Raw genomic sequence first — 19,469 nt, forward strand, 5'->3', positions numbered from 1 at the left:
AAGGGATGGTGGTTACATCCGTCATTGCAGGAGCAAACATGTTCCACTTGCGACGTTTCCTTGCCTGGTCGTTCGGGCTGATGTTGCTGGCCGGCGCAAGCAGCGCGCTGGCGCAGGCCAAACTGGACAAGCCACAGCTTGATCAGTTGCTTGCACCGGTTGCGCTGTATCCCGATGCACTGCTGTCGCAGGTGCTCATGGCATCGACCTATCCGGCGGATGTGGCTTCCGCCGCGGAATGGTCGAAATCGAATCAGAGTCTTTCGGGCGATGCGGCCACCAAGGCCGTCGAAGGCGAGCCGTGGGACCCAAGCGTGAAGTCGCTCGCCGCTTTTCCCTCCGTGATGGACATGATGGGACGTCAGCCGCAGTGGGTCGAGAGCGTGGGCGATGCGTTCCTGGCGCAGCCCGATGACGTGATGGACTCCGTGCAACGCCTGCGCGTACAGGCGCAGAAGGCGGGCACTCTCAAGTCCAACGAGCAGCAAAAGGTGGTCACGCAGCAGAGCGGCGGCACCACCATCGTCCAGATCGAGCCCGCCAGTCCGCAGGTGGTGTACGTGCCGTCGTACAACCCGACCGTGGTCTACGGCGCATGGCCCTATCCCGCCTATCCACCGGCCTACTACCCGCCGCCACCCGGATCGGTGTTCGCCACCTCGCTGGTGGCCGGCATTGGCTTCGGGCTTGGCGTGGCGGCTGTGAATTCGATGTGGGGCGGTTTCAACTGGGGTAGCCATGACGTCAACATCAACGTCAATCGATACAACAATATCAACGTGAATCAGCGGCTGGATGTCAATCGGTCCAACGTGAACTGGCAGCACAACCCCGCGAACCGTGGCAACGTGCCGTACCGGAATCAGAACGTTGCGAACCGGTTCGACGCGCAGCGTCAGCAGGGGCTGGCCAATCGCCCGCAGGGTGGTCAGCAGCGCCTGGGCCAGGCAGGTGGTGGTGTGCAGAACCAGCAGCGCCTGGGTCAGGGCGGAGGCGGTGTGCAGAACCAGCGTGACGCGGAGCGTCAGCGTGCGGCCCAGTCGTTCCAGGGGCGTACCGGCCAGTCGATTCCCGGACATTCGGCGCCGAACGTGAATCGCCAGGCTGGCGGGCAGAATCCGCGGCCGGCTGGCGCGGATCGTCAACGTGCCGATCAGGCCGATGCGCGCAACCGTGCGCGTGACAGCAACCGCAATAACGCGTTCAGCGATGCAGGCAATGGTGACCGGATGCGTCAGCAGGCAAACCGGGGCGATCGCAGCGGCTTCCAACACAACGCGGGCCAGATGCAGCAGCATTCCGCGCCGGCGAGATCTGGCGGGGGCATCCACGGCGGTGGTGGCGGTGGTGGTGGCTTCCACGGCGGCGGCGGTGGTGGCGGCTTCCAGGGCGGGGGCCATGCTGGCGGAGCAGGTGCGGGTGGCGGTCACCTTGGTCACGGCCGGAGGTAACGATGAAGCGTCAATCGAGGTTCGAATCCATGTTGCGTGCCGGCGCGTTGGCGATGCTGCTGAGCATGTCCGTTCCCGTTCTGGCCCAGCATGTCTATCCGACGCCGGATGCCGCAGCCGATGCGTTCGGCGATGCAGTGGCACGTAGTGACCCTGATGCGCTGAAGCAGGTGCTCGGCGCGAACTACGAGAAGCTGGTGCCGCCGGGGCTCAGCCAGAACGACATCTACGATTTCCTTGCCGCCTGGGCCAGCCATCATGCCGTCCAGCCCGATGGCGACAAGGCCGCACGTATCGAGGTGGGCGGTAGCGGCTGGACGTTCCCGGTTCCGCTGGCCAAGCGTAAAACCGGCTGGCAGTTCGATCTGGCTGCCGGCGAGCAGGAGATGCGGCGCCGCCGGATCGGGCGCAACGAACTCGTGGCGATGGATACGTTGCTGCAGCTCGCCGATGCCCAGCAGCGTTATGCGGAGCAGATTGGCAATGGCAAGTACGCCCATCAGCTCGTGAGTACGCCCGGCAAGACCAACGGGTTGTACTGGCCATCGGCCTCGGCCGAGAATGATAGCCCGCTTGGACCGGATGCCTTGGCAATGGGCCCCGAGGTGCCGCCCGAGGAAGCGTTCTACGGCTATCGCTATCGGATCATCGCACCGCCGAAGGGCAGCGACGCCAAGTTCGCGTTCATCGCCTGGCCCGCGCGTTACGGTGATAGCGGCATCCACTCCTTCATGGTCGATAGCGAGCGCCGTTTCTACGAGCGAGACCTAGGCAAGAGTACCGGCACGCGCGCGGGTGCCATGCGAGCGTTTTCGCCCGAGGGTTGGGAGCGGGCTGCAGATCGCTGATTCCGGATCCGAAGTCTCCGGCAATTGCGTCTAAGCCGGATCCGGACCGCGCAGCGTGATGCGGTCCGCTTCGGCGTGGACGTCTGACAGCCCTTTCTCGTCGACGATACGAAGCTGACGGTGCCGCACCGTGATCAGCCCGACGGACGCAAAGCGGGACAGAAGCCGCGAGACCGTCTCCAGCGTCAGGCCCAGGTAGCTGGCAATATCGTTGCGAGTCATCGCCAGCATGACTTCTCCCCCGTCGGTGCCGCGGCGGCGGTGTTCCGCAGCCTGATCGAGCAACAGCATGGCCAGCCGCTGCGCGGCCTTCATCGAGCCGATGGTCACCAGCAACTCGCGCTGCCGCAAGGCGTCGCGGTGAAGTAGAGCGAGCAAGGCGGCGTGAACCGCCGGATCTTCCTCGCAGCGCTTCGCTGTCTCCAGTGGCACCACACAGCATTCGGATGCCTGCAAGGCAATCGCGCTCGTGCCGAACTGCGGCGCGTCATTCGGCTCAAGGCCAGCTACGTCACCGGGGAGCATGAAGCCGGTCAATTGCCGCCATCCAAGTGCCGATTCGTACATCCGCTTGATGCCGCCGTGGCGCAATGGGTAGACCGCGCGTACCGGTTGGTCCTGCCTGAATAGCGCCTCGCCAGCTTGCAGATGCTTGCGCTCGGGGCTCAATGCGGGTCTGTCGGGCAACGAGGTGCCGCCGTGTGCACTTGCGCAAACGGATTGGAACGGGCACAGGGTGCAGCATGAGGCGCTGGGGGCTTGGTGGTCCAGTGGTATTGCCTCCTGGCAGGCATGGTGGACATTTTTTCCCGACAGTATAAGTGCCCACGAACATCGCTGATCGTGAGTCGATCTGCATTCTTTTAAACAGGCGTAGTAAGTTTTTTTGCGGCCTTCTTGGGGGAGAGGTCAGCATGTGCCCGGAAAGTAGAGAATTCTTTCAAAAATTCATGTTGTGTCTTCAAGACAATGTCGGAAAAGCGCCTCGTCGATTGTGTTATGCTGCATCGCACAATAAAGGAGGAGACCCGTTCTCAAGATGAACAGGAGTCTTCATATGGCCAAAAGCCTCTCTCCGGACTGGGATGCGCAGCTTCGACAAATTCGTCGCGCGCAGTTTCAGCCCGCGAAACAAATTCGTACATGGCTGGAGCGTCTGGAACTGGCGCCCCCAGCCACTCATCGCCAGCGCCACACCGCGCCAGGCGACGCCGGGCCGGCTGAATTGCCAGGCAACTGGCAGTCGCTGAATCTGGGCCTGACGCCGTTACCCGGCGAACTGGTCCCGCAACTCTCGTACCGGCTCTATATTCCGTCCGGCGCCAAGGGCGCATTGCCTGTCGTGGTGATGCTGCACGGATGTCAGCAAACGCCTGAAGCCCTGGCGGCTGGCACGCGCATGAACGCGCTGGCCGAGCGCGAAGGATTCATGGTGGCTTATCCGCAGCAGCCACTGCGGCGCTCCGTGCATCGGTGCTGGCAGTGGTTCGACCTCGCGGCCGGACAGGGCGGGCGCGAAGCACAGGCGCTGGCACTGCTGATCGACGAACTGGCAACCCGGCCCGATGTACGGATCGGTGAGATCTACCTTGCCGGGTTGTCGGCCGGTGCCGCGATGGCGGCTCTGGTGGCGTTGCGCTACCCGGACAAGGTCGCTGCCGTGGGACTGCACTCCGGTGTAGTGATCGGTGCGGCCGATTCGCCCCGGGCGGGCCTGAGGGCGATGCACGAGGGCTCGACGATCGAGCCCGCGCTATTGCTCGATGCTGCTGGCGTGACGCCCGGCGGCCCGGCCATGCCGGCCATCGTGTTGCACGGCATGGCGGACGAAGCGGTGCATCCGATCAACGGGCGTTTGCTGACGCAGCAGTTCCTGGCCTACAACGGCCTGGGTGGCAGCCTTGGCGGACAGATCGAAAGCGCAAACGATGCGCCGCTCGGCAAGGATGGCGAAGTTCGCGAAGCGCGCTTTGGCCGTTGGAATCGCGATCTGGTCCGACTGGTGGAAGTGGGGGGCCTGGGTCATGCGTGGAGCGGCGGAGATGCCACGGTACCGTACCACAGCAACATCGGCCCGGATGCGAGCTGGCTGATTTGGCAGTTTCTCCGTCAGCACAAGCGGGCGGCGTGACAACGCAGGACGGGGCCGGAAGCGCGCCCAAATGAAAAAGGGGGAAGGCTGTCAGCCTTCCCCCTTTTTCATTGTGCCAGCGCGGCAAGCGTGGCGAGCGCGATCAGGCGTGCCGCTTGCGTACGAACAGCGCCGTCACGATACCCATGATGCAGACGCCGACCACATAGTGGGCCGGGGCCAGCGAATCATTCTTGAGCATCAGCGAGACGATCACCGGCGTCAGTCCGCCGAAGATCGCGTACGAGACGTTGTACGAGAAGGACAGCCCGGAGAACCGCACTTGCGCTGGAAACGCGTGCACCAGCACGTAAGGTACGGCGCCAATCGTGCCGACGAAGAAGCCGGCCAGGGCGTACAGCGGCAGCAGCAGGTCGGGACGGGTGCCGATTGTCGTGTACAGCACGTAGGCCGTGGCAGCCAGCAGTGCGCCACCGATCGAAAGCGTCAGGCGCGCGCCGATGCGGTCAGCCAGGATGCCGGCCACCACGCAGCCGATCGACAGGCACAACGTTGCGGCGCTGTTGGCCACCAGCGCGGTGCGGGCGTCGAAGCCGTACAGCGTCTGGAGGTAGGTCGGCGTCAGCAGGATCACCACCACGATGCCAGCGGACAGCATCCACGTGAGCAGCATCGAGATGACAACGGCGCCGCGGTGGTCGCGCACGACCGTCTTGAGCGGCAGTTCGGCGGCCAGCGCCTTGCGTTGCTGCAGTTCCGCGAAGACCGGGGTTTCATGGAGCCAGCGGCGCAGGTACATCGAGCCGACACCGAACACGCCGCCCAGCACGAACGGCACGCGCCAGCCATGGTCGACGAGTTCCTGCGGATCGAATACGGCGTTGATACCTGTGGCTACCAGCGAGCCGAGCAGGATGCCGGCCGTCAGACCTGCAGTCAGCGTGCCGCAGGCATATCCGACGTGACGCTGGGGCACGTGTTCGGACACGAACACCCATGCGCCGGGGACTTCGCCGCCCACGGCGGCACCCTGCAGGATGCGCAGCACCAGCAGCGCCATCGGCGCCAGCAGGCCCACCGAAGCGTAGGTCGGCAGCAGGCCCATCAGCAGCGTCGGTACCGACATCAGCAGAATCGACAACGTAAACATTTTCTTGCGGCCGAGCAGGTCACCGAAGTGCGCCATGATGATGCCGCCTAGCGGGCGTGCCAGGTAGCCGGCCGCGAAGATGCCGAAGGTCTGCAGCATGCGCAGCCAGTCCGGCACGGATGCCGGGAAGAATAACTGGCCAATGACCTTGGCAAAGAAAACAAAAATAATGAAATCGTAGAACTCGAGCGCGCCGCCAAGTGCGGCAAGCGCGAGCGTCTTGTAATCCTGACCGGTCAGCGGGCGAGCGGCATGGCCGCCTTGCGCGCCCGAAGCCCCGGCAGTACTGCTGGAGGTGGACATGAAAAGACTCGCATGGATACATTCACATGCGAAGCGCGCAACACGGATGACGTGGAGGGGGACGGCCGAAGGGATAACAGCACGAACTGAGCGAACCGGAGGCCGGCGGGGTAAGCAGGCAGGCAGGCAACGGACGCTTCGCAAAGGCGTAACGATACCAGATCGGTCTGTCGCATCCCTGATTTTGTATAAATCGGATTACTAAATCGTCCTTTGCACTGCCATAATCCGTCTCCATAATGAAAAACAAGTGAAATCCGGGGCACAAAGCGCAGGCTGGCATGGGGCTGAGCCTGCGTGGGGTCGAACTACTCTGGGGTGACATGGCTTTCAAGGATTCCATCCAGGCCGCGACAGGGGCGGCCATGGCCACGCCTCGCAGACGCGTGGCCGTACGCGTCGCGGGTGGCGTGGTGGCCGCGCTGGCCGTATTCGGGCTGGCCGGCTATTTCGGTGGGCCGCCGCTGATCAAGTATCTGGTGGAGAAAAACGCCACCGAGGCGCTTGGGCGCAAGGTGACACTGGGCGAGGCGCATGTGAGGCCGTTCAGTCTGTCCGCCACGATCAACAATCTGACCATCTACGAACCCGACGGCAAGACGCCGATGGTGACGCTCGGCGAGGCCGAGGCCAAGACCTCGGCCGCATCGGTCTGGCACCTCGCGCCGGTCATCGATTCCCTTCATGTGGATGCGCTGTCCGTGCACGTCTTGCGCGATGCGAATGGCCGCATGAACTTTGCCGATGTGCAGGAACGCTTTGCCGCGCTGCCGCCGAAGCCGGCCGACGCCAAGCCCGCGCGATTCTCGGTCAGCAATATCGCGGTGACGAATACCAGCTTCGTCTATGAGGACAAGCTGCTCAATACCGTCCAGCGCGTGGAGAACTTCACGCTGACCCTGCCGTTCCTGTCAAACCTGCCCCACGACGTCACCCTGAACACGGCGCCGAGCCTGTTTGCGAAGATCAATGGGTCGCCGCTGGCGCTGGCTGGCACGATGCAGCCTTTCGCGGACAGCCGTGAAGCAAACCTCAACATCAACCTGGATGGGCTCGAGGTAGCGAAGTACATGGCGTTCGCGCCAAAGCTGAAGGATGCTGAAGTCAAGAGCGGGCTCGTGGATACCCGGCTCAACGTGGGCTTCCGTCAGGAAAAGGACAAGCAGGACCTGTACGTGTCCGGAACCATTGCCCTGCGCGACGCCGACGTGGTGACTCATGCGGGCGCGCCGCTGGTCAAGGCAGGACGGCTGGCGGTCGACCTCGATCGTGTGGAGCCGCTGGCCCACAAGGCGCACGTGAAGAGCATCGAACTGGACGGCTTCGGCTTGCTGGCAACCCGAGGCGCCGACGGCGCGCTCGATCTGGCGACGGCCTTCCTGCCGGAAGGTATGAAGACAGCGCCGGCCAAGGCTCCCGCAGCCGCACCGGCGACCGCCCCGGCCCCGGCCTCGGCGGTTGCCGCTTCGGGCGTGCAGGCTCCGCCCAAGGCCGAGGAGGTGCCGTGGTCCTACGCCGTCGACCGCATTGCGATCAAGGACGCGAAGCTGGGGTTTGTCGATGCGATGGCGCCCTCGGGGCCGGGCAAGCTGGACATCGGGCCCGTGAATGTCGATATCGCCAACCTGGCCAGCACCGGGGACAAGCCTGCCAAACTCGATGCCACGGTCACGATCGCCGATGGTCAGACCATCAAGCAGTCCGGGGAACTCGACCTCAAGAAGGGCACACTGAACGGCACGCTGGAAACTGCGGGCGTGCGCCCGCAAGGCTTCGCGGCGTGGTGGCCGCACGAGTTGCGCAGCCAGTTCGGTGATACCGGCATCAATGCCGAGCTGAATTACAAGATGGCGTGGTCGCAGCCGGTGCTCCAGTTCACGCTCGAGAAATCCCGGCTTGAGCTGTCACCGCTCTACGTGGCCACGCGCGAGCCTGTCAATCTGCCCGCTTCGGCTGGCAACGATGATCGCGCGACGAAAGCCGCGAGCCCGGCGCCGAAAGGCCGCGCGCAACGCGGCAACCGCGCTAGCCAGCGCGTGGCGGACACCGAGGGCGCCAATCTGCCGCTGCTCAAGGCTGACAAGCTCGTGCTGGATGACATCCAGCTCGACCTGGCCAAGCAGACGTTCGAAGCGGGGCAGGTATCGCTGGCCAAACCGCAGATCGCGGCAACGCGTGACCATAGCGGCCAACTGCTGGAGATGGCGCGGATCTGGGCCGTCGAATCAGCCGAATCCGCCGGCAAGCGGGCGCGTGCGCCGGCTGCGGCGACGGCCGCGACAAATGGCGGCGGCGCGGGAGCGCCGGGCTGGAAGGTGCGCGTCGGCAAGGTGGCGGTGGACGGCGGTTCCGCGCGCCTGGCGGACTATGAGCCGGCCGAGGCCAATCGCGGTCGCCCGGTCATTCACCAGTTCCGCAACATCGGATTCACCAGCGGCACCGTGACTTGGCCGCTCTCGCCGGGAGCGGTGCCGATGAAGCTGCACGCCGAAAGCGGGCGCAAGGGAGTGATGAACATCGACGGACAGGTCACGCCGACCGGTCCGGCCGCGCAATTGCAGCTCGATATGCGCGAACTCGACATCGCGCCGTTGCAGCCCTACATGGCTGACCGCTTCAACGCTGCGTTGCGCAGCGGGGCGCTGACGCTCAAGGGCAAGGTTGCCTACGAGGCGCCGGCCGGCAAGCCGATAGCGGTGCGATTCAATGGCAACGTGATGGCCGGTAACGTGCGTACGGTGGACCGTGTCACCGGCGACGACTTTCTGCGCTGGCGCTCGCTGGCCGTGAGCGGCATCGACTTCAACATGAACGATGCCAAGGGGCCGCTCCAGCTCGGGGTCAACAACGTGGCGTTGTCCGATTTCTACGCCCGGGTGATCCTGAACGCCAATGGCCGGCTGAACCTGCAGGACGTGATGGCGGGTGGCGCGGCAAAGGGCCAGCCAGCGCCGTCGACCAGCCTGACCCAGGCGAATCCGGCTTCGGCACCCGAAGCCAAGCCCGAGGCCAAGCCGGAGACGCCGGCCGCACCCGCGCAGGCAGCGGGGCCCAAGCCGGTTATCCGTCTGGGCGGTGTTTCCATCGACAAGGGGAACATCAACTTCTCGGACTTCTTCATCAAGCCGAATTACTCTGCCAACCTGACCGGCATGAAGGGGTCGATCTCCAAGGTCTCCACGGGGGATCCGACGCCGGCAGATCTGGTGCTGGATGGCCGGCTCGACGATGATGCTCCCGTCAATATCAGCGGCAAGATCAATCCGCTGGGCGAACAGCTCTTCCTCGATATCGCCGCCAAGGCGGACGGCGTGGAACTGACGCGTCTGACGCCTTACGCGGCCAAGTACGCGGGCTACCCGATCACCAAGGGCAAGCTGAACGTCGATGTGGCGTACAAGATCGAGAATGGCAAGCTCGATGCGAAGAACCACCTCTACCTGGACCAGCTCACGTTCGGCGACAAGGTGGACAGCCCCGACGCGGTCAAGGTGCCCGTGTTGCTGGCGGTATCGCTGCTCAAGGACCGCAATGGCGTGATCGACATCAACCTGCCGGTCTCGGGCTCCTTGTCTGATCCGGAGTTCAGCATCGGCGGTGTCATCCTGCGCGTGATCGTGAACCTGCTGGCCAAGGCGATCACCTCGCCGTTCGCGCTGATTGCCCATGCATTTGGCGGCAACGCGGAAGAGCTGGGTTATATCGAGTTCGCGCCGGGTTCTTCCACGTTGACCGACGACGCGCACAAGAAGATCGAGACCATCGGCAAGGCGCTCGCCGACCGGCCTTCGCTCAATCTGGAAATCAGCGGCCGGATCGACCCCGACACCGATGCCGATGGCGCGCGCCGCGTCTGGCTGAACCAGCGCGTCGCCGAAGCCAAGCAGCGTGATCTGCGCCGTTCGGCACAGGCAGGCGCGCAGGCGGAAGAGGGCGAGGGCGGCGAGCAGGGCGCCACGGTCACCGTATCGCCTCAGGAATATCCGAAGTACCTGGAAGCGGTGTACAAGCGCGAGTCGTTCAAGAAACCTCGCAACTTCATCGGCCTGACCAAGTCGCTGCCGCCGGCCGAGATGGAGAAGCTGCTGCTCGAACATGCGCCCGTGACCGATACGGAACTGCGCGCGTTGGCGGAGCAGCGGGCGTTGACGGTCAAGCAGGCGCTCGAGCGTGATGGCAAGGTGCCTAACGCCCGGCTGTTCCTGACCGCGCCGAAGCTCAACGCGGAAGGGATCAAGGACAAGGGCAAGCCCAACCGCGTCGATTTCTCGATCCGTCAATGATGGAACGCGTGCCGGCGTTTGAATGAAATGCTCGAACGCCGGCATGGAGACCGTCATCGAAAACCGCGTATCATGCGCCCCCGAAACTTGAATCGATAACGGGAGCGAGATGTGCAGCAGGAAGCAGTAGCCTACAAGACTTGGGTTTGCCTGATTTGCGGCTGGGTGTACGACGAGGAACTGGGCTTGCCCGAAGAAGGCATTGCCGCAGGCACGCGCTGGGAAGACATTCCGGACGACTGGCGCTGCCCGGAATGCGATGTGGGTAAGGGCGATTTCTCGATGATCGAGATCTGAGGTCAGGTCACGGCGCTTCGCGCTGGGTCGCCGGTCGACAGATGCCCGCGCGCCGTCGCTTTTGCGCGCAGCGCGTATAGCGCATCCGGTACGGGTGGCTGCAGCGCCACAACGCCGTGCCCACGGTCACGACCAGCAGCGCCACCATCACGGTGGCGAGCATAAGAAGAGACATCGCGCCTCCTTCTCGCCTGCAGCCGCTCTGGCCGTTCTGCCTAGCGGCGTACTCTCTCTAACTGGTGTCCTGTTCGATCGCCGATCGCTAGATCAGCAGTGGCAGGGCTTCCAGCACCAATACCCCAAGCAGGACTCCCAAGATCGCGCCGGCGCAACGGCAACTGATACGCAACGCCTTGGCCGCAACTGGAATCGCGCCCATCGCCAACAGGCCGACGAGTGCCATGGGGATCAGGAATACAAGATCGTGCGCCTGTAACTGAAGATGCAGCATGGCGGTCTCCTATCTTGTTTCTTTGTTCTTCCAGTATAGGCAGTGTGTGGCGAATACAAGGCTGTAGTGCTTGGGGTTGTCCCGTACTGTTTGCGTCATGTCATGCTCTGCCAAGTATCTCGCGCGAGACTTGGCCCGAAGCCGCTTGTACCGTTGACAGCGCACCTGGACGGTTTCCCACGCGGTTTTCCTGTCGTGTCAGCCGTATTGATGACGAGTGTCCTATGCTGGACGCACGGGGTCACCAAAGCAGACTGAAGCAGACTGGAGGACGCTATGGAACTACATATGCATTCGCACCACTACATGCGTCGCCTGCCGGACTGGACGGCGGCCGCCGTGTCCGGGCTCGCGGCCGGTGCGCTGCTGATCGTGGTGGAGATGTTCTGGTCGACGATGGTGGCCGGCGTTCACCCATGGGGCACCACGCGCATGGTTGCCGCAATCGTGCTCGGGCGCGATGTTTTGGAGAACTCGTTCTTCAGCGTCAGCACGGTCGCCGCAGCGTTGATCATTCACTTCGTGCTCGGCGCGATACTCGGCTGCGTGCTGTGCGCGATCATCGCGCCGTTCCAGCTCGATTCGAGCGTCGGCATGTCGCTACTGGTCGGGGCGGTATTCGGCCTGGTGGTGTACATGTTCAACTTCTACGTGATGACAAGCGCCTTCCCGTGGTTTGTCGACCAGCGTGGCTGGCATACGCTGGTCGGACACCTCATCTTCGGGATGGCCATCGCTATCTGCTACTGGAAGCTGGAGTCGCGCGACGTATCTCGTTAGATACTTGCCGTGAAATCCTGTACCGAATACATCATGTGCTGATGGTCTGATTGCGTCGCGCACTTTGCCACTACACGGGGCCGCGCGTGGCCACGATGGCGGATTGGGAAGTAAGCTTCCCCTCCGCCATTTTTTATTGTGGCCATGCGCGTCCTGGCGCACCGATATCGGCACGATGTCGCCTTGCCGTGACCTGAAACGATGCACTAGTCTTAATCCACCTGTGCAGACTGCGCATTCCTCGCGGCTTTTCGTCCGCGCGGAGGAGGGGGTCATGGCGATCGCCATCGCACTCGTCATCATTGTCGTTGCCTCGGTGCTCTTTCATTTCCTGAGCCCCTGGTGGGCGACACCGCTGGCGTCCAACTGGAAACAGATGGACGACACGCTGACCATTACCCTCGTCATCACCGGCCTGTTCTTCGTCGTCATCAACCTGCTCGTCGGATACATCGTCTGGCGCTTCCGTCATCGCGCGGGGCATCGCGCTGCCTATGCACCGGAGAACCCGAAACTGGAGCGCTGGCTGATCGGGCTGACCGCCGTGTGCATCATCGCGTTGCTGGCGCCGGGCCTGATCGTCTACGCGGAGTACGTGCGGCCACCACACGATGCGATGGTCATGGAGGTGGTGGGGCAGCAGTGGCAATGGGCGTTCCGCTTCCCCGGCAAAAGTGGCCAGCTCGGTACCACGGACCCCCGATTCGTCAGCGGCACGAATCCACTCGGCTTGAATCCCGATGATCCAAATGGACAGGACAACATACTCGTCATGGGGCCGGAGGTACACCTGCCGCTGAACCGGCCCATCAAGGTGCTCCTGCGCTCGAAGGACGTTTTGCACGATTTCTATGTGCCACCGTTCCGCGCGCGCATGAACATGGTGCCCGGCATGGTCACATCGTTCTGGTTCACGCCCACCAAGACGGGCCGCTTTGACATTCTTTGCGCGCAACTCTGCGGTCTGGGCCACTACAACATGCGCGGCCACGTCGTGGTCGAGGAGCAGGCCGCCTTCGACACGTGGCTTGCGAAGCAGCAGACGTTTGCGATGACGCTGGCGAAGGTCGCCGCTCCCACCGCTGTGCCGGCCGAAGGCGCCGCTGTGGCGGGCGCGTCGGCTAGTGCCGCCGATCTCGTGGCGCAGGGCCGCGCACTGGCGCAAAGCAAAGGATGCGTGGGATGCCATAGCGTCGATGGCAGCGTGGGTGTCGGCCCAAGCTGGAAGGGCCTGTACGGCAGCACGCAGACCTTCAGCAACGGCAGCAGCGCGACCGTGGACGATGCGTTCCTGAAGACGGAGATCGAGGACCCGCAGGCCCGCATCGTCAAGGGCTTCGGGCCGGTGATGCCCAAGTTGCCTGTTACCGATGCCGACGTGGTGGCGCTGTCGGCGTATATCCGTTCGCTGGGTGCCGGCGCAACGGGGGCCCCGCAGGCCGGCAAATAGCGGCCCGGCACACAGTCAGAAATCGGAGAGCGAAAGATGGCCTATGCCGATGATGCCGCCCACCACGGTCCACAGAGTTTCTGGACGCGCTACATCTGGAGCCAGGACCACAAGGTGATCGCCGTGCAGTACACGCTGGTCGCCATCGTGGTCGGGCTGATCGGCGTGACGTTGTCGAATCTGATGCGGATGCAATTGGGCTTTCCGGGGAGGTTCGATTTCATCGACGCCAATCGCTACTACCAGTTCGTGACGATGCACGGGATGATCATGGTGATCTACCTGCTGACGGCGCTGTTTCTTGGCGGTTTCGGCAACTACCTGATCCCGCTGATGGTCGGCGCGCGCGACATGGTATTCCCGTTCCTGAACATGCTCAGTTTCTGGGTCTACTTCCTGTCGGTGCTTGTGCTGCTCGCCAGCTTTTTCGTGCCGGGCGGACCCACTGGCGCGGGCTGGACGCTCTATCCACCGCAGGCAATCCTGCCCGGCACGCCAGGGCATGACTGGGGCATCATCCTGATGCTGGTGTCGCTGCTGATCTTCATCGTGGCGGCTACCATGGGTGGCCTGAACTACGTGACCACGGTGCTGCAGGCGCGTACCGAGGGCATGACGATGCTGCGGATGCCGCTGGCCGTTTGGGGCATCTTCATGGCGACGATTCTCGCACTGCTGGCGTTCCCGGCGCTGTTCGTCTCCGGTGTGATGATGCTGCTCGACAAGACGCTCGATACCAGCTTCTTTATGCCCGCAGTTGTCTCGATGGGGCAGCAGCTCAACTACAAGGGCGGCAGCCCTCTGCTGTTCCAGCACCTGTTCTGGTTCTTCGGTCATCCCGAGGTTTATATCGTCGCGCTGCCCGCGTTCGGGATCGTCTCCGATCTGATCAGCGTGCATTCGCGCAAGAGCATCTTCGGTTATCGCACGATGGTGTGGGCGATTCTGGCCATCGGTGTGTTGTCCGTGGTGGTGTGGGCGCACCACATGTTCGTGAGCGGCATGAATCCGTACTTCGGCTTCTTCTTCGCCACCACGACGCTGATCATCGCGGTACCCACCGCCATCAAGGTCTACAACTGGGTGATCACGCTGTGGCAGGGCGACATCCATTTCTCGGTGCCAATGCTGTTCGCCATCGCCTTCATCAGCACGTTCGTGATCGGCGGCCTGACGGGCCTGTTCCTCGGCAATGTCAGCGTGGACATTCCGTTGTCGAACACCTACTTCGTCGTGGCGCACTTTCATATGGTGATGGGCGTCTCGCCGATCCTGGTCGTCTTCGGCGGGATCTACCACTGGTATCCGAAAGTCACCGGACGCTTGCTCAACGACACGCTTGGCCGCATTCATTTCTGGATCACGTTCGTCGGCACCTACGCCATCTTCTTTCCGATGCACTACCTCGGTATTCTGGGGATGCCGCGGCGCTACTACGCGTGGCAGGGCTATGACTTCATACCCGAGTCCGCGCACACGCTGAACATGTACATCTCGATCGCAGCGTTCATCGTCGCGGCGGCGCAGTTGCTTTTCATCTTCAACCTCGCATGGAGCGTGCGGCGTGGACAGCCTGCAGGCGCCAACCCGTGGCGTGCCGCCTCGCTGGAATGGCAGACGCCGCAGACGCCGCCGGCGCACGGCAACTGGGGTGCGCATCTTCCCGTGGTCTATCGCTGGGCCTACGCGTACAGCGTGCCGGGTGCGAAGGAGGACTTCATTGCGCAGAATGCGCCGCCAGACGCAGGTGGGAGCGAACCTGAGCCACACGCGAGAAGGGGGGCCGTGGCATGAAAGCCGAATCGTTCGCGGTGGATACGGGTGGCGGCGTCTTCCGGGCTTCGCGTGAAGCACCCGGAGGCGGCCCCGCCGGTGGCGACGCCTTGCATGGACATGGGGCCCGCACCCCCGGCAGCTTAGGGTTGTGGGTATTCATGGGCGTAGTCACGGCGCTGTTCACCTTGTTTCTGGCCGCCTACATCATGCGCATGGACAGTCCGGACTGGCAGCGCATTGCGCTGCCGTGGCAGGTGTGGTTGTCCACGGCCGTGCTCGCCGCCGCGTGTGTGGCGATGGAGATCGCCAGGCGGGCGGCGCACTCGGGCCGCATGGTGAGAGCACGTCATGCGTTTCGCCTTGGGGGGATGGGCGCCGTGGCGTTCGTTGGCGTGCAGTTGTGGGCGTGGCAGGCGCTGTACGCGGTTCACGTCGTTCCCGCGAACAATCCGGCGGGCAGTTTCTTCTACCTGCTCACGGCCATGCACGGTCTGCACATGCTTGGCGGGCTGGTGGCCTTCGCGTTTGTGGCGGTGGATCGCGGTAGTGGCACGCGCACGGTGACGCGTATCGGGCTGTGCGCGCGCTATTGGCACTTCCTGTTGGCGGTATGGGTCGTGTTGCTCGGCGCGCTGGGCTGGCTTACGCCGGAGCTCGTCGCGTACATCTGTGGCAGGTCTTGACGGAGAGCGCCCATGCATTCCCAAGTTCCATCTTCGGCAGGATCGCATCCGGAAGCCTGGAATCCGCCGGGCGGCTTCAGGGGCCTCGTCGCTGATTGGTCATCCGACCAGCGCGCATTCAAGGTGTCCTGGGGCAAGGCGATGATGTGGATTTTCCTGCTTTCCGACACCTTCATCTTCAGTTGCTTCCTGATCGGCTACATGACCGTGCGCATCTCCACCACAGCGCCATGGCCGGACACCAGCAAGGCTTTCGCCGAGAACATCGGCGGTCATACGCTACCGCTGATCCTGATCGCAATCATGACCTTTGTGCTGATCACCAGCAGTGGCACGATGGCGATGGCCGTGAATTTCGCCTATCGTCGCGAGCGACGTCCCTGCGGCCTGCTGATGCTGGCGACCGCTGCGCTCGGGGCGACGTTCGTCGGTCTGCAGGCGTTCGAATGGACCACGCTGATCGTGCACGAGGGCGTGCGGCCCTGGGGCAATCCAATGGGGGCCGCGCAATTCGGCTCCACGTTCTTCATGATTACCGGCTTCCACGGCTTTCACGTGACCTGCGGCGTGATCTACCTGCTGACGATCGCCAGCAAGGTCGTGCGCGGGCACTACGAACCAAGCGGCAACTACCAGGTCGTGGAGATCGCCGGCCTCTACTGGCACTTCGTCGATCTGGTCTGGGTCTTCATCTTCGCGCTGTTCTATCTCTGGTGAGGGCGACCATGGCATCGACACCCATCACTCCGGCCCCCGAAGCGTCCGAGGCGGCCCACGGTGGCCACGGCAAACAGGAACATCCTATCGGCCTGTATCTGAAGGTCTGGGGACTGCTGTTCGTGCTCTCCACGATGCCCTATCTGGTGGACTACTTTGGGTTCACGGGATACCTGCGCTGGTTCCTGATTCTGCTGCTGATGATCTTGAAGGCCGGCCTGATCGTCAGCGTATTCATGCACATGGCATGGGAGCGCATGGCGCTGATCTGCGCGATCCTGATCCCGCCGCTGTGCCTGCTCGTGCTGGTATTTCTCATGGCGGCAGAAGCGGATTACACTTTCCTGACTCGTGGCGTGTTTTTCCACTGAAGTCGCATGATGGAATGCGATGGGGCGCCGCGCAACCCGATCGAGGACTCCGCCGCCCATGCACGCTGCTACCGAAAGCATCCTGATCTACAACCACGGCCGCGATCCCGAGCGGCTGACGATGAAGCTTGCGGCGATCGCAGCCGACCCGTTCGCTTTCTTCCGAGGCACCAACCACCTGTACGCGGCGTCGCTCGAGCGCGAGGCCGGGCTGCTCGATGCGCCTTGCACCTATGTGTGTGGCGATCTCCATGTGGAGAACTTCGGCACGTTCAAGGGTGACAACGGACTTGTGTACTTCGACCTGAACGATTTCGACGATGCCATGTTGGCGCCGCTGACGGTCGACGTTATCCGCATGTTGTCGAGCGTGCTGGTGGCCGGAGAGAGCATTGGCCTGTCGGAAGCCGATGCCCGCACGGCCTGCGCACAGATGCTGTCGGTCTACACGGCCATGCTGCGTGCGGGCAAGCCGCGCTGGCTGGAACGTGCGACGGCGAGCGGTCTAGTGGCCACGCTGCTACGGCAGGTCAAGCGCCGCAAGCGCGGCGCGCTGCTGAACGCGCGTACGGAGATGCGTGGCGGGCGGCGGCGTTTGAAGTTCGACGGCCATGCGCTGCGCGCGGACAAGATGCAGCGTGAACGCGCTTCCGAAATTCTGGGGATCTACTCGAAGCAGGAACATCACGGTCATCGCTTCGTCGCAGAAGACTCGGCGCGACGCGTGGCGGGTGTGGGTAGCCTGGGGCTTGAACGCTACGTCGTGCTGGCGCATGAGCGTGACATGCAGGCAAGTCAGCGGCTTATCGATATCAAACGCGCGGCACCGAGCGCCTGGATCGGGATGCGCTCACGCGGCCAACCGCGCTGGGGCAGCGATGCGCAACGCGTGGCGACCATCCAGCAGATCATGCAGGCCGCATCGCCCGCACTGTTCTCATACGTGCCGCTGGGCAAGGCTTCGTACCTGGTCAAGAGCTTGCAACCGAGCACCGACCGCGTGAATCTGGAGCACTGCCGGGACAAGACTGTGTTGCAGGACGTGTTCGCCACGATGGCGCGTGCCGCAGCCTCGGCCCATCTGCGTGGCTGTGGCCATCAGGCGGCGGATCGTGTCGAGCAGTTGCAGGATTTCGCCGCAGGTGGGCGCTGGCAATCCACTGTGCTGCGGCTGGCAAAGCACGGGCGCGATGTTTCGCTCGCGCAGTGGAAGCAGTTCCGGGAGGACTATGCGAAGGCGCGGGGGAAAGGCGCCTGATCAACTGAGCAGCTAATCAACTGAGCGGTTGTTCGGTTGTTCCCCTCTCACATTGCATGTGAGAGGGGAGAACCCAGCGAATTACGCCATCAAACCTGGGTAATAAACTTGGTCACCAGATAACCGTCGAAGGTCTCCTGGCCACCTTCGCTGCCGATACCCGAATCCTTGATGCCGCCAAACGGGGTCTCGGCCAGCGCCATGCCGAAGTGGTTGATGTTGACCATGCCGGCTTCAAGTCCGTTCGATACAAGGTTGGCCGTCTTCAGAGAGTTGGTGAAGACATACGAGGCCAGGCCGAACGGCAGGCTGTTGGCGCGACGCAGCACTTCTTCCGCATCCTTGAAGCGCGTGACCGGGGCTACCGGGCCGAACGGTTCATCGACCATCAGCTTGGCATCGTCGGGCAGGTCCGTGACGACGGTCGGCGCGAAGAAGAAGCCCTTGTCTCCGATGCGTGAGCCGCCGGCGACGATCTTGCCGCCGCGATGGCTGGCATCGTCCAGGAACTGCTCCATCGATGCGATTCGGCGCTCGTGTGCGAGCGGGCCCATCTGGGTGCCGTCGTCCAGGCCGTTGCCGACCTTGATCGAGCCGATGACCTCAGTGAAGCGCGCCAGGAACTTGTCGTAGGCCTTTTCCTGAACATAGAAGCGCGTGGGCGATACGCAAACCTGGCCGGCGTTGCGCAGCTTGAAGCGGGCCAGCATTTCGGCGGCCGGTTCGATGTCTGCGTCGTCAAACACCAGCACGGGCGAGTGGCCGCCCAACTCCATCGTCACGCGCTTCATGTGCGCGCCGGCCATCGCGGCAAGCTGCTTGCCCACCGGTACCGAGCCGGTGAAGGAGATCTTGCGCACGATCGGTGATTCGATCAGATAGGTCGAAACTTCGCTCGGCACGCCCCATACGATATTCAGCACGCCCGGGGGCAGGCCTGCATCGTGGAACAGACGGGCCAGCGCCACCACGGCGCTCGGGGAGTCTTCCGGACCTTTCAGGATCAGCGTGCAGCCGGCGCCCAGCGCAGCCACGATCTTGCGGATGGCCTGGTTGAACGGGAAGTTCCAAGGCGTGAACGCGGCGCAAACGCCGATCGGCTCGCGCACCACGATCTGGCGCACCGCCGGGTTGCGCGGCGGAATCACGCGGCCGTAGATACGGCGACATTCCTCGGCGTGCCATTCGGCATGTTCGGCGCAGATCATCACCTCGCCCACGGCTTCGGCCAGCGGCTTGCCCTGGTCCAGCGTGATGTCGCGGCCGATTTCCTTGGCGCGGGTACGGGTCAGTTCTGCCACGCGGCGCAGGATCTGCGAGCGTTCCAGCGGCGACGTTTTCTTCCAGGTTTCGAAGGCGCGCTGCGCGGCAGCCAGCGCACGATCCAGGTCGGCAGTGGTGGCGTGTGGCAGCTTGCCGAGCAGTTCCTGCGTCGCCGGGTTTATGACGTCCTGCTCGCGGCGGTCGCCTCCCTTGATGAATTCTCCATCGATGTAGAGGGCGAGATCCTGGTACATGCCTGTCTCCTGAAGGAAATGGACGGCGCAGCGAAAGGGGCG

Annotated in this window: 17 protein-coding genes; 12 read left to right on the top strand and 5 right to left on the bottom strand. The window is 63.4% G+C overall.

The features are described from left to right. Window positions 1–38: 38 nt before the first annotated feature. The gene (locus tag RN01_RS29035) at window positions 39–1,451 is read left to right on the top strand and encodes a DUF3300 domain-containing protein (protein WP_024570626.1); all 1,413 of its coding nucleotides are present in this window, start codon (window positions 39–41) and stop codon (window positions 1,449–1,451) included. Between the two features lie 2 nt (window positions 1,452–1,453). After that, window positions 1,454–2,299, top strand: coding sequence for a DUF2950 domain-containing protein (locus RN01_RS29040; protein ID WP_011518455.1), 846 nt, complete (start codon window positions 1,454–1,456; stop codon window positions 2,297–2,299). A 30-nt stretch (window positions 2,300–2,329) separates the two neighbouring features. On the opposite strand, the gene RN01_RS29045 is transcribed toward RN01_RS29040, so the two are convergent. Continuing rightward, window positions 2,330–2,986, bottom strand: a complete 657-nt coding sequence (locus RN01_RS29045) for a Crp/Fnr family transcriptional regulator (protein ID WP_024570625.1) — start codon at window positions 2,984–2,986, stop codon at window positions 2,330–2,332. A 370-nt stretch (window positions 2,987–3,356) separates the two neighbouring features. Between RN01_RS29045 and RN01_RS29050 the strand changes: the two genes are divergently transcribed. After that, the gene (locus tag RN01_RS29050) at window positions 3,357–4,430 is read left to right on the top strand and encodes a PHB depolymerase family esterase (protein ID WP_024570624.1); all 1,074 of its coding nucleotides are present in this window, start codon (window positions 3,357–3,359) and stop codon (window positions 4,428–4,430) included. A 103-nt stretch (window positions 4,431–4,533) separates the two neighbouring features. Here the strand turns inward: RN01_RS29050 and RN01_RS29055 are convergent, their stop codons facing one another. Next, window positions 4,534–5,844 carry an MFS transporter gene (locus tag RN01_RS29055; protein ID WP_008644638.1) on the bottom strand — a complete coding sequence of 437 codons (1,311 nt, stop codon included), beginning with the start codon at window positions 5,842–5,844 and terminating at the stop codon, window positions 4,534–4,536. A gap of 281 nt (window positions 5,845–6,125) precedes the next feature. Here RN01_RS29055 and RN01_RS29060 point away from each other — a divergent pair, with 281 nt between their 5' ends. Together RN01_RS29060 and RN01_RS29065 are read left to right on the top strand one after the other, a co-directional pair. Beyond that, the gene (locus RN01_RS29060) at window positions 6,126–10,127 is read left to right on the top strand and encodes a DUF748 domain-containing protein (RefSeq protein WP_080672905.1); all 4,002 of its coding nucleotides are present in this window, start codon (window positions 6,126–6,128) and stop codon (window positions 10,125–10,127) included. A gap of 111 nt (window positions 10,128–10,238) precedes the next feature. Further along, window positions 10,239–10,424 (top strand): rubredoxin, encoded by a 186-nt coding sequence (locus tag RN01_RS29065; protein ID WP_008644636.1) that lies wholly within the window; start codon window positions 10,239–10,241, stop codon window positions 10,422–10,424. Window positions 10,425–10,431: 7 nt separating this feature from the next. Here the strand turns inward: RN01_RS29065 and RN01_RS34140 are convergent, their stop codons facing one another. Further along, window positions 10,432–10,599: a hypothetical protein gene (locus tag RN01_RS34140; RefSeq protein ID WP_156149793.1), complete on the bottom strand. Its 168-nt coding sequence runs from the start codon at window positions 10,597–10,599 to the stop codon at window positions 10,432–10,434. An 87-nt stretch (window positions 10,600–10,686) separates the two neighbouring features. Then, a complete protein-coding gene (locus RN01_RS29070) occupies window positions 10,687–10,875 on the bottom strand; it encodes a hypothetical protein (RefSeq protein ID WP_008644630.1) in 189 nt (62 codons plus the stop codon). Window positions 10,876–11,151: 276 nt separating this feature from the next. Here RN01_RS29070 and RN01_RS29075 point away from each other — a divergent pair, with 276 nt between their 5' ends. The 7 genes from RN01_RS29075 to RN01_RS29105 all read left to right on the top strand — a co-directional run bounded on the left by RN01_RS29075 (window position 11,152) and on the right by RN01_RS29105 (window position 17,910). Then, window positions 11,152–11,655, top strand: a complete 504-nt coding sequence (locus RN01_RS29075; RefSeq protein ID WP_017514154.1) for a membrane protein — start codon at window positions 11,152–11,154, stop codon at window positions 11,653–11,655. A gap of 274 nt (window positions 11,656–11,929) precedes the next feature. Then, the gene (locus tag RN01_RS29080) at window positions 11,930–13,105 is read left to right on the top strand and encodes a cytochrome c oxidase subunit II (protein ID WP_017514155.1); all 1,176 of its coding nucleotides are present in this window, start codon (window positions 11,930–11,932) and stop codon (window positions 13,103–13,105) included. 36 nt (window positions 13,106–13,141) lie between these two features. Then, a complete protein-coding gene (ctaD, locus tag RN01_RS29085) occupies window positions 13,142–14,899 on the top strand; it encodes a cytochrome c oxidase subunit I (protein WP_024570621.1) in 1,758 nt (585 codons plus the stop codon). Next, entirely contained in the window at window positions 14,896–15,564 is a 669-nt protein-coding gene (locus RN01_RS29090; protein ID WP_017512356.1) for a bb3-type cytochrome oxidase subunit III, read from the top strand. The genes ctaD and RN01_RS29090 overlap by 4 nt, the downstream gene beginning before the upstream one ends. Before the next feature lie 12 nt (window positions 15,565–15,576). Continuing rightward, window positions 15,577–16,281, top strand: coding sequence for a heme-copper oxidase subunit III family protein (locus RN01_RS29095; protein WP_008644619.1), 705 nt, complete (start codon window positions 15,577–15,579; stop codon window positions 16,279–16,281). An 8-nt stretch (window positions 16,282–16,289) separates the two neighbouring features. Then, the gene (locus tag RN01_RS29100) at window positions 16,290–16,652 is read left to right on the top strand and encodes a cytochrome C oxidase subunit IV family protein (protein ID WP_017512355.1); all 363 of its coding nucleotides are present in this window, start codon (window positions 16,290–16,292) and stop codon (window positions 16,650–16,652) included. Between the two features lie 58 nt (window positions 16,653–16,710). Continuing rightward, a complete protein-coding gene (locus RN01_RS29105) occupies window positions 16,711–17,910 on the top strand; it encodes a DUF2252 domain-containing protein (protein ID WP_017512354.1) in 1,200 nt (399 codons plus the stop codon). A gap of 89 nt (window positions 17,911–17,999) precedes the next feature. Here RN01_RS29105 and RN01_RS29110 read toward each other — a convergent pair whose 3' ends face one another. After that, window positions 18,000–19,427 (bottom strand): NAD-dependent succinate-semialdehyde dehydrogenase, encoded by a 1,428-nt coding sequence (locus RN01_RS29110; protein WP_008644613.1) that lies wholly within the window; start codon window positions 19,425–19,427, stop codon window positions 18,000–18,002. Window positions 19,428–19,469: the final 42 nt, after the last annotated feature.

Origin of the sequence: Cupriavidus sp. SHE (genome assembly GCF_000812445.1) — a bacterium.
In the GTDB taxonomy this organism is placed as follows: domain Bacteria; phylum Pseudomonadota; class Gammaproteobacteria; order Burkholderiales; family Burkholderiaceae; genus Cupriavidus; species Cupriavidus metallidurans.

Coding starts and splice junctions, on each gene's coding strand:
- RN01_RS29035 (WP_024570626.1), top strand. CDS start 39: ATGTTCCACTTGCGACGTTTCCTTGCCTGGTCGTTCGGGCTGATGTTG.
- RN01_RS29040 (WP_011518455.1), top strand. CDS start 1,454: ATGAAGCGTCAATCGAGGTTCGAATCCATGTTGCGTGCCGGCGCGTTG.
- RN01_RS29050 (WP_024570624.1), top strand. CDS start 3,357: ATGGCCAAAAGCCTCTCTCCGGACTGGGATGCGCAGCTTCGACAAATT.
- RN01_RS29055 (WP_008644638.1), bottom strand. CDS start 5,844: ATGTCCACCTCCAGCAGTACTGCCGGGGCTTCGGGCGCGCAAGGCGGC.
- RN01_RS29060 (WP_080672905.1), top strand. CDS start 6,126: ATGGGGCTGAGCCTGCGTGGGGTCGAACTACTCTGGGGTGACATGGCT.
- RN01_RS34140 (WP_156149793.1), bottom strand. CDS start 10,599: ATGTCTCTTCTTATGCTCGCCACCGTGATGGTGGCGCTGCTGGTCGTG.
- RN01_RS29070 (WP_008644630.1), bottom strand. CDS start 10,875: ATGCTGCATCTTCAGTTACAGGCGCACGATCTTGTATTCCTGATCCCC.
- RN01_RS29075 (WP_017514154.1), top strand. CDS start 11,152: ATGGAACTACATATGCATTCGCACCACTACATGCGTCGCCTGCCGGAC.
- RN01_RS29080 (WP_017514155.1), top strand. CDS start 11,930: ATGGCGATCGCCATCGCACTCGTCATCATTGTCGTTGCCTCGGTGCTC.
- ctaD (WP_024570621.1), top strand. CDS start 13,142: ATGGCCTATGCCGATGATGCCGCCCACCACGGTCCACAGAGTTTCTGG.
- RN01_RS29090 (WP_017512356.1), top strand. CDS start 14,896: ATGAAAGCCGAATCGTTCGCGGTGGATACGGGTGGCGGCGTCTTCCGG.
- RN01_RS29095 (WP_008644619.1), top strand. CDS start 15,577: ATGCATTCCCAAGTTCCATCTTCGGCAGGATCGCATCCGGAAGCCTGG.
- RN01_RS29100 (WP_017512355.1), top strand. CDS start 16,290: ATGGCATCGACACCCATCACTCCGGCCCCCGAAGCGTCCGAGGCGGCC.
- RN01_RS29105 (WP_017512354.1), top strand. CDS start 16,711: ATGCACGCTGCTACCGAAAGCATCCTGATCTACAACCACGGCCGCGAT.
- RN01_RS29110 (WP_008644613.1), bottom strand. CDS start 19,427: ATGTACCAGGATCTCGCCCTCTACATCGATGGAGAATTCATCAAGGGA.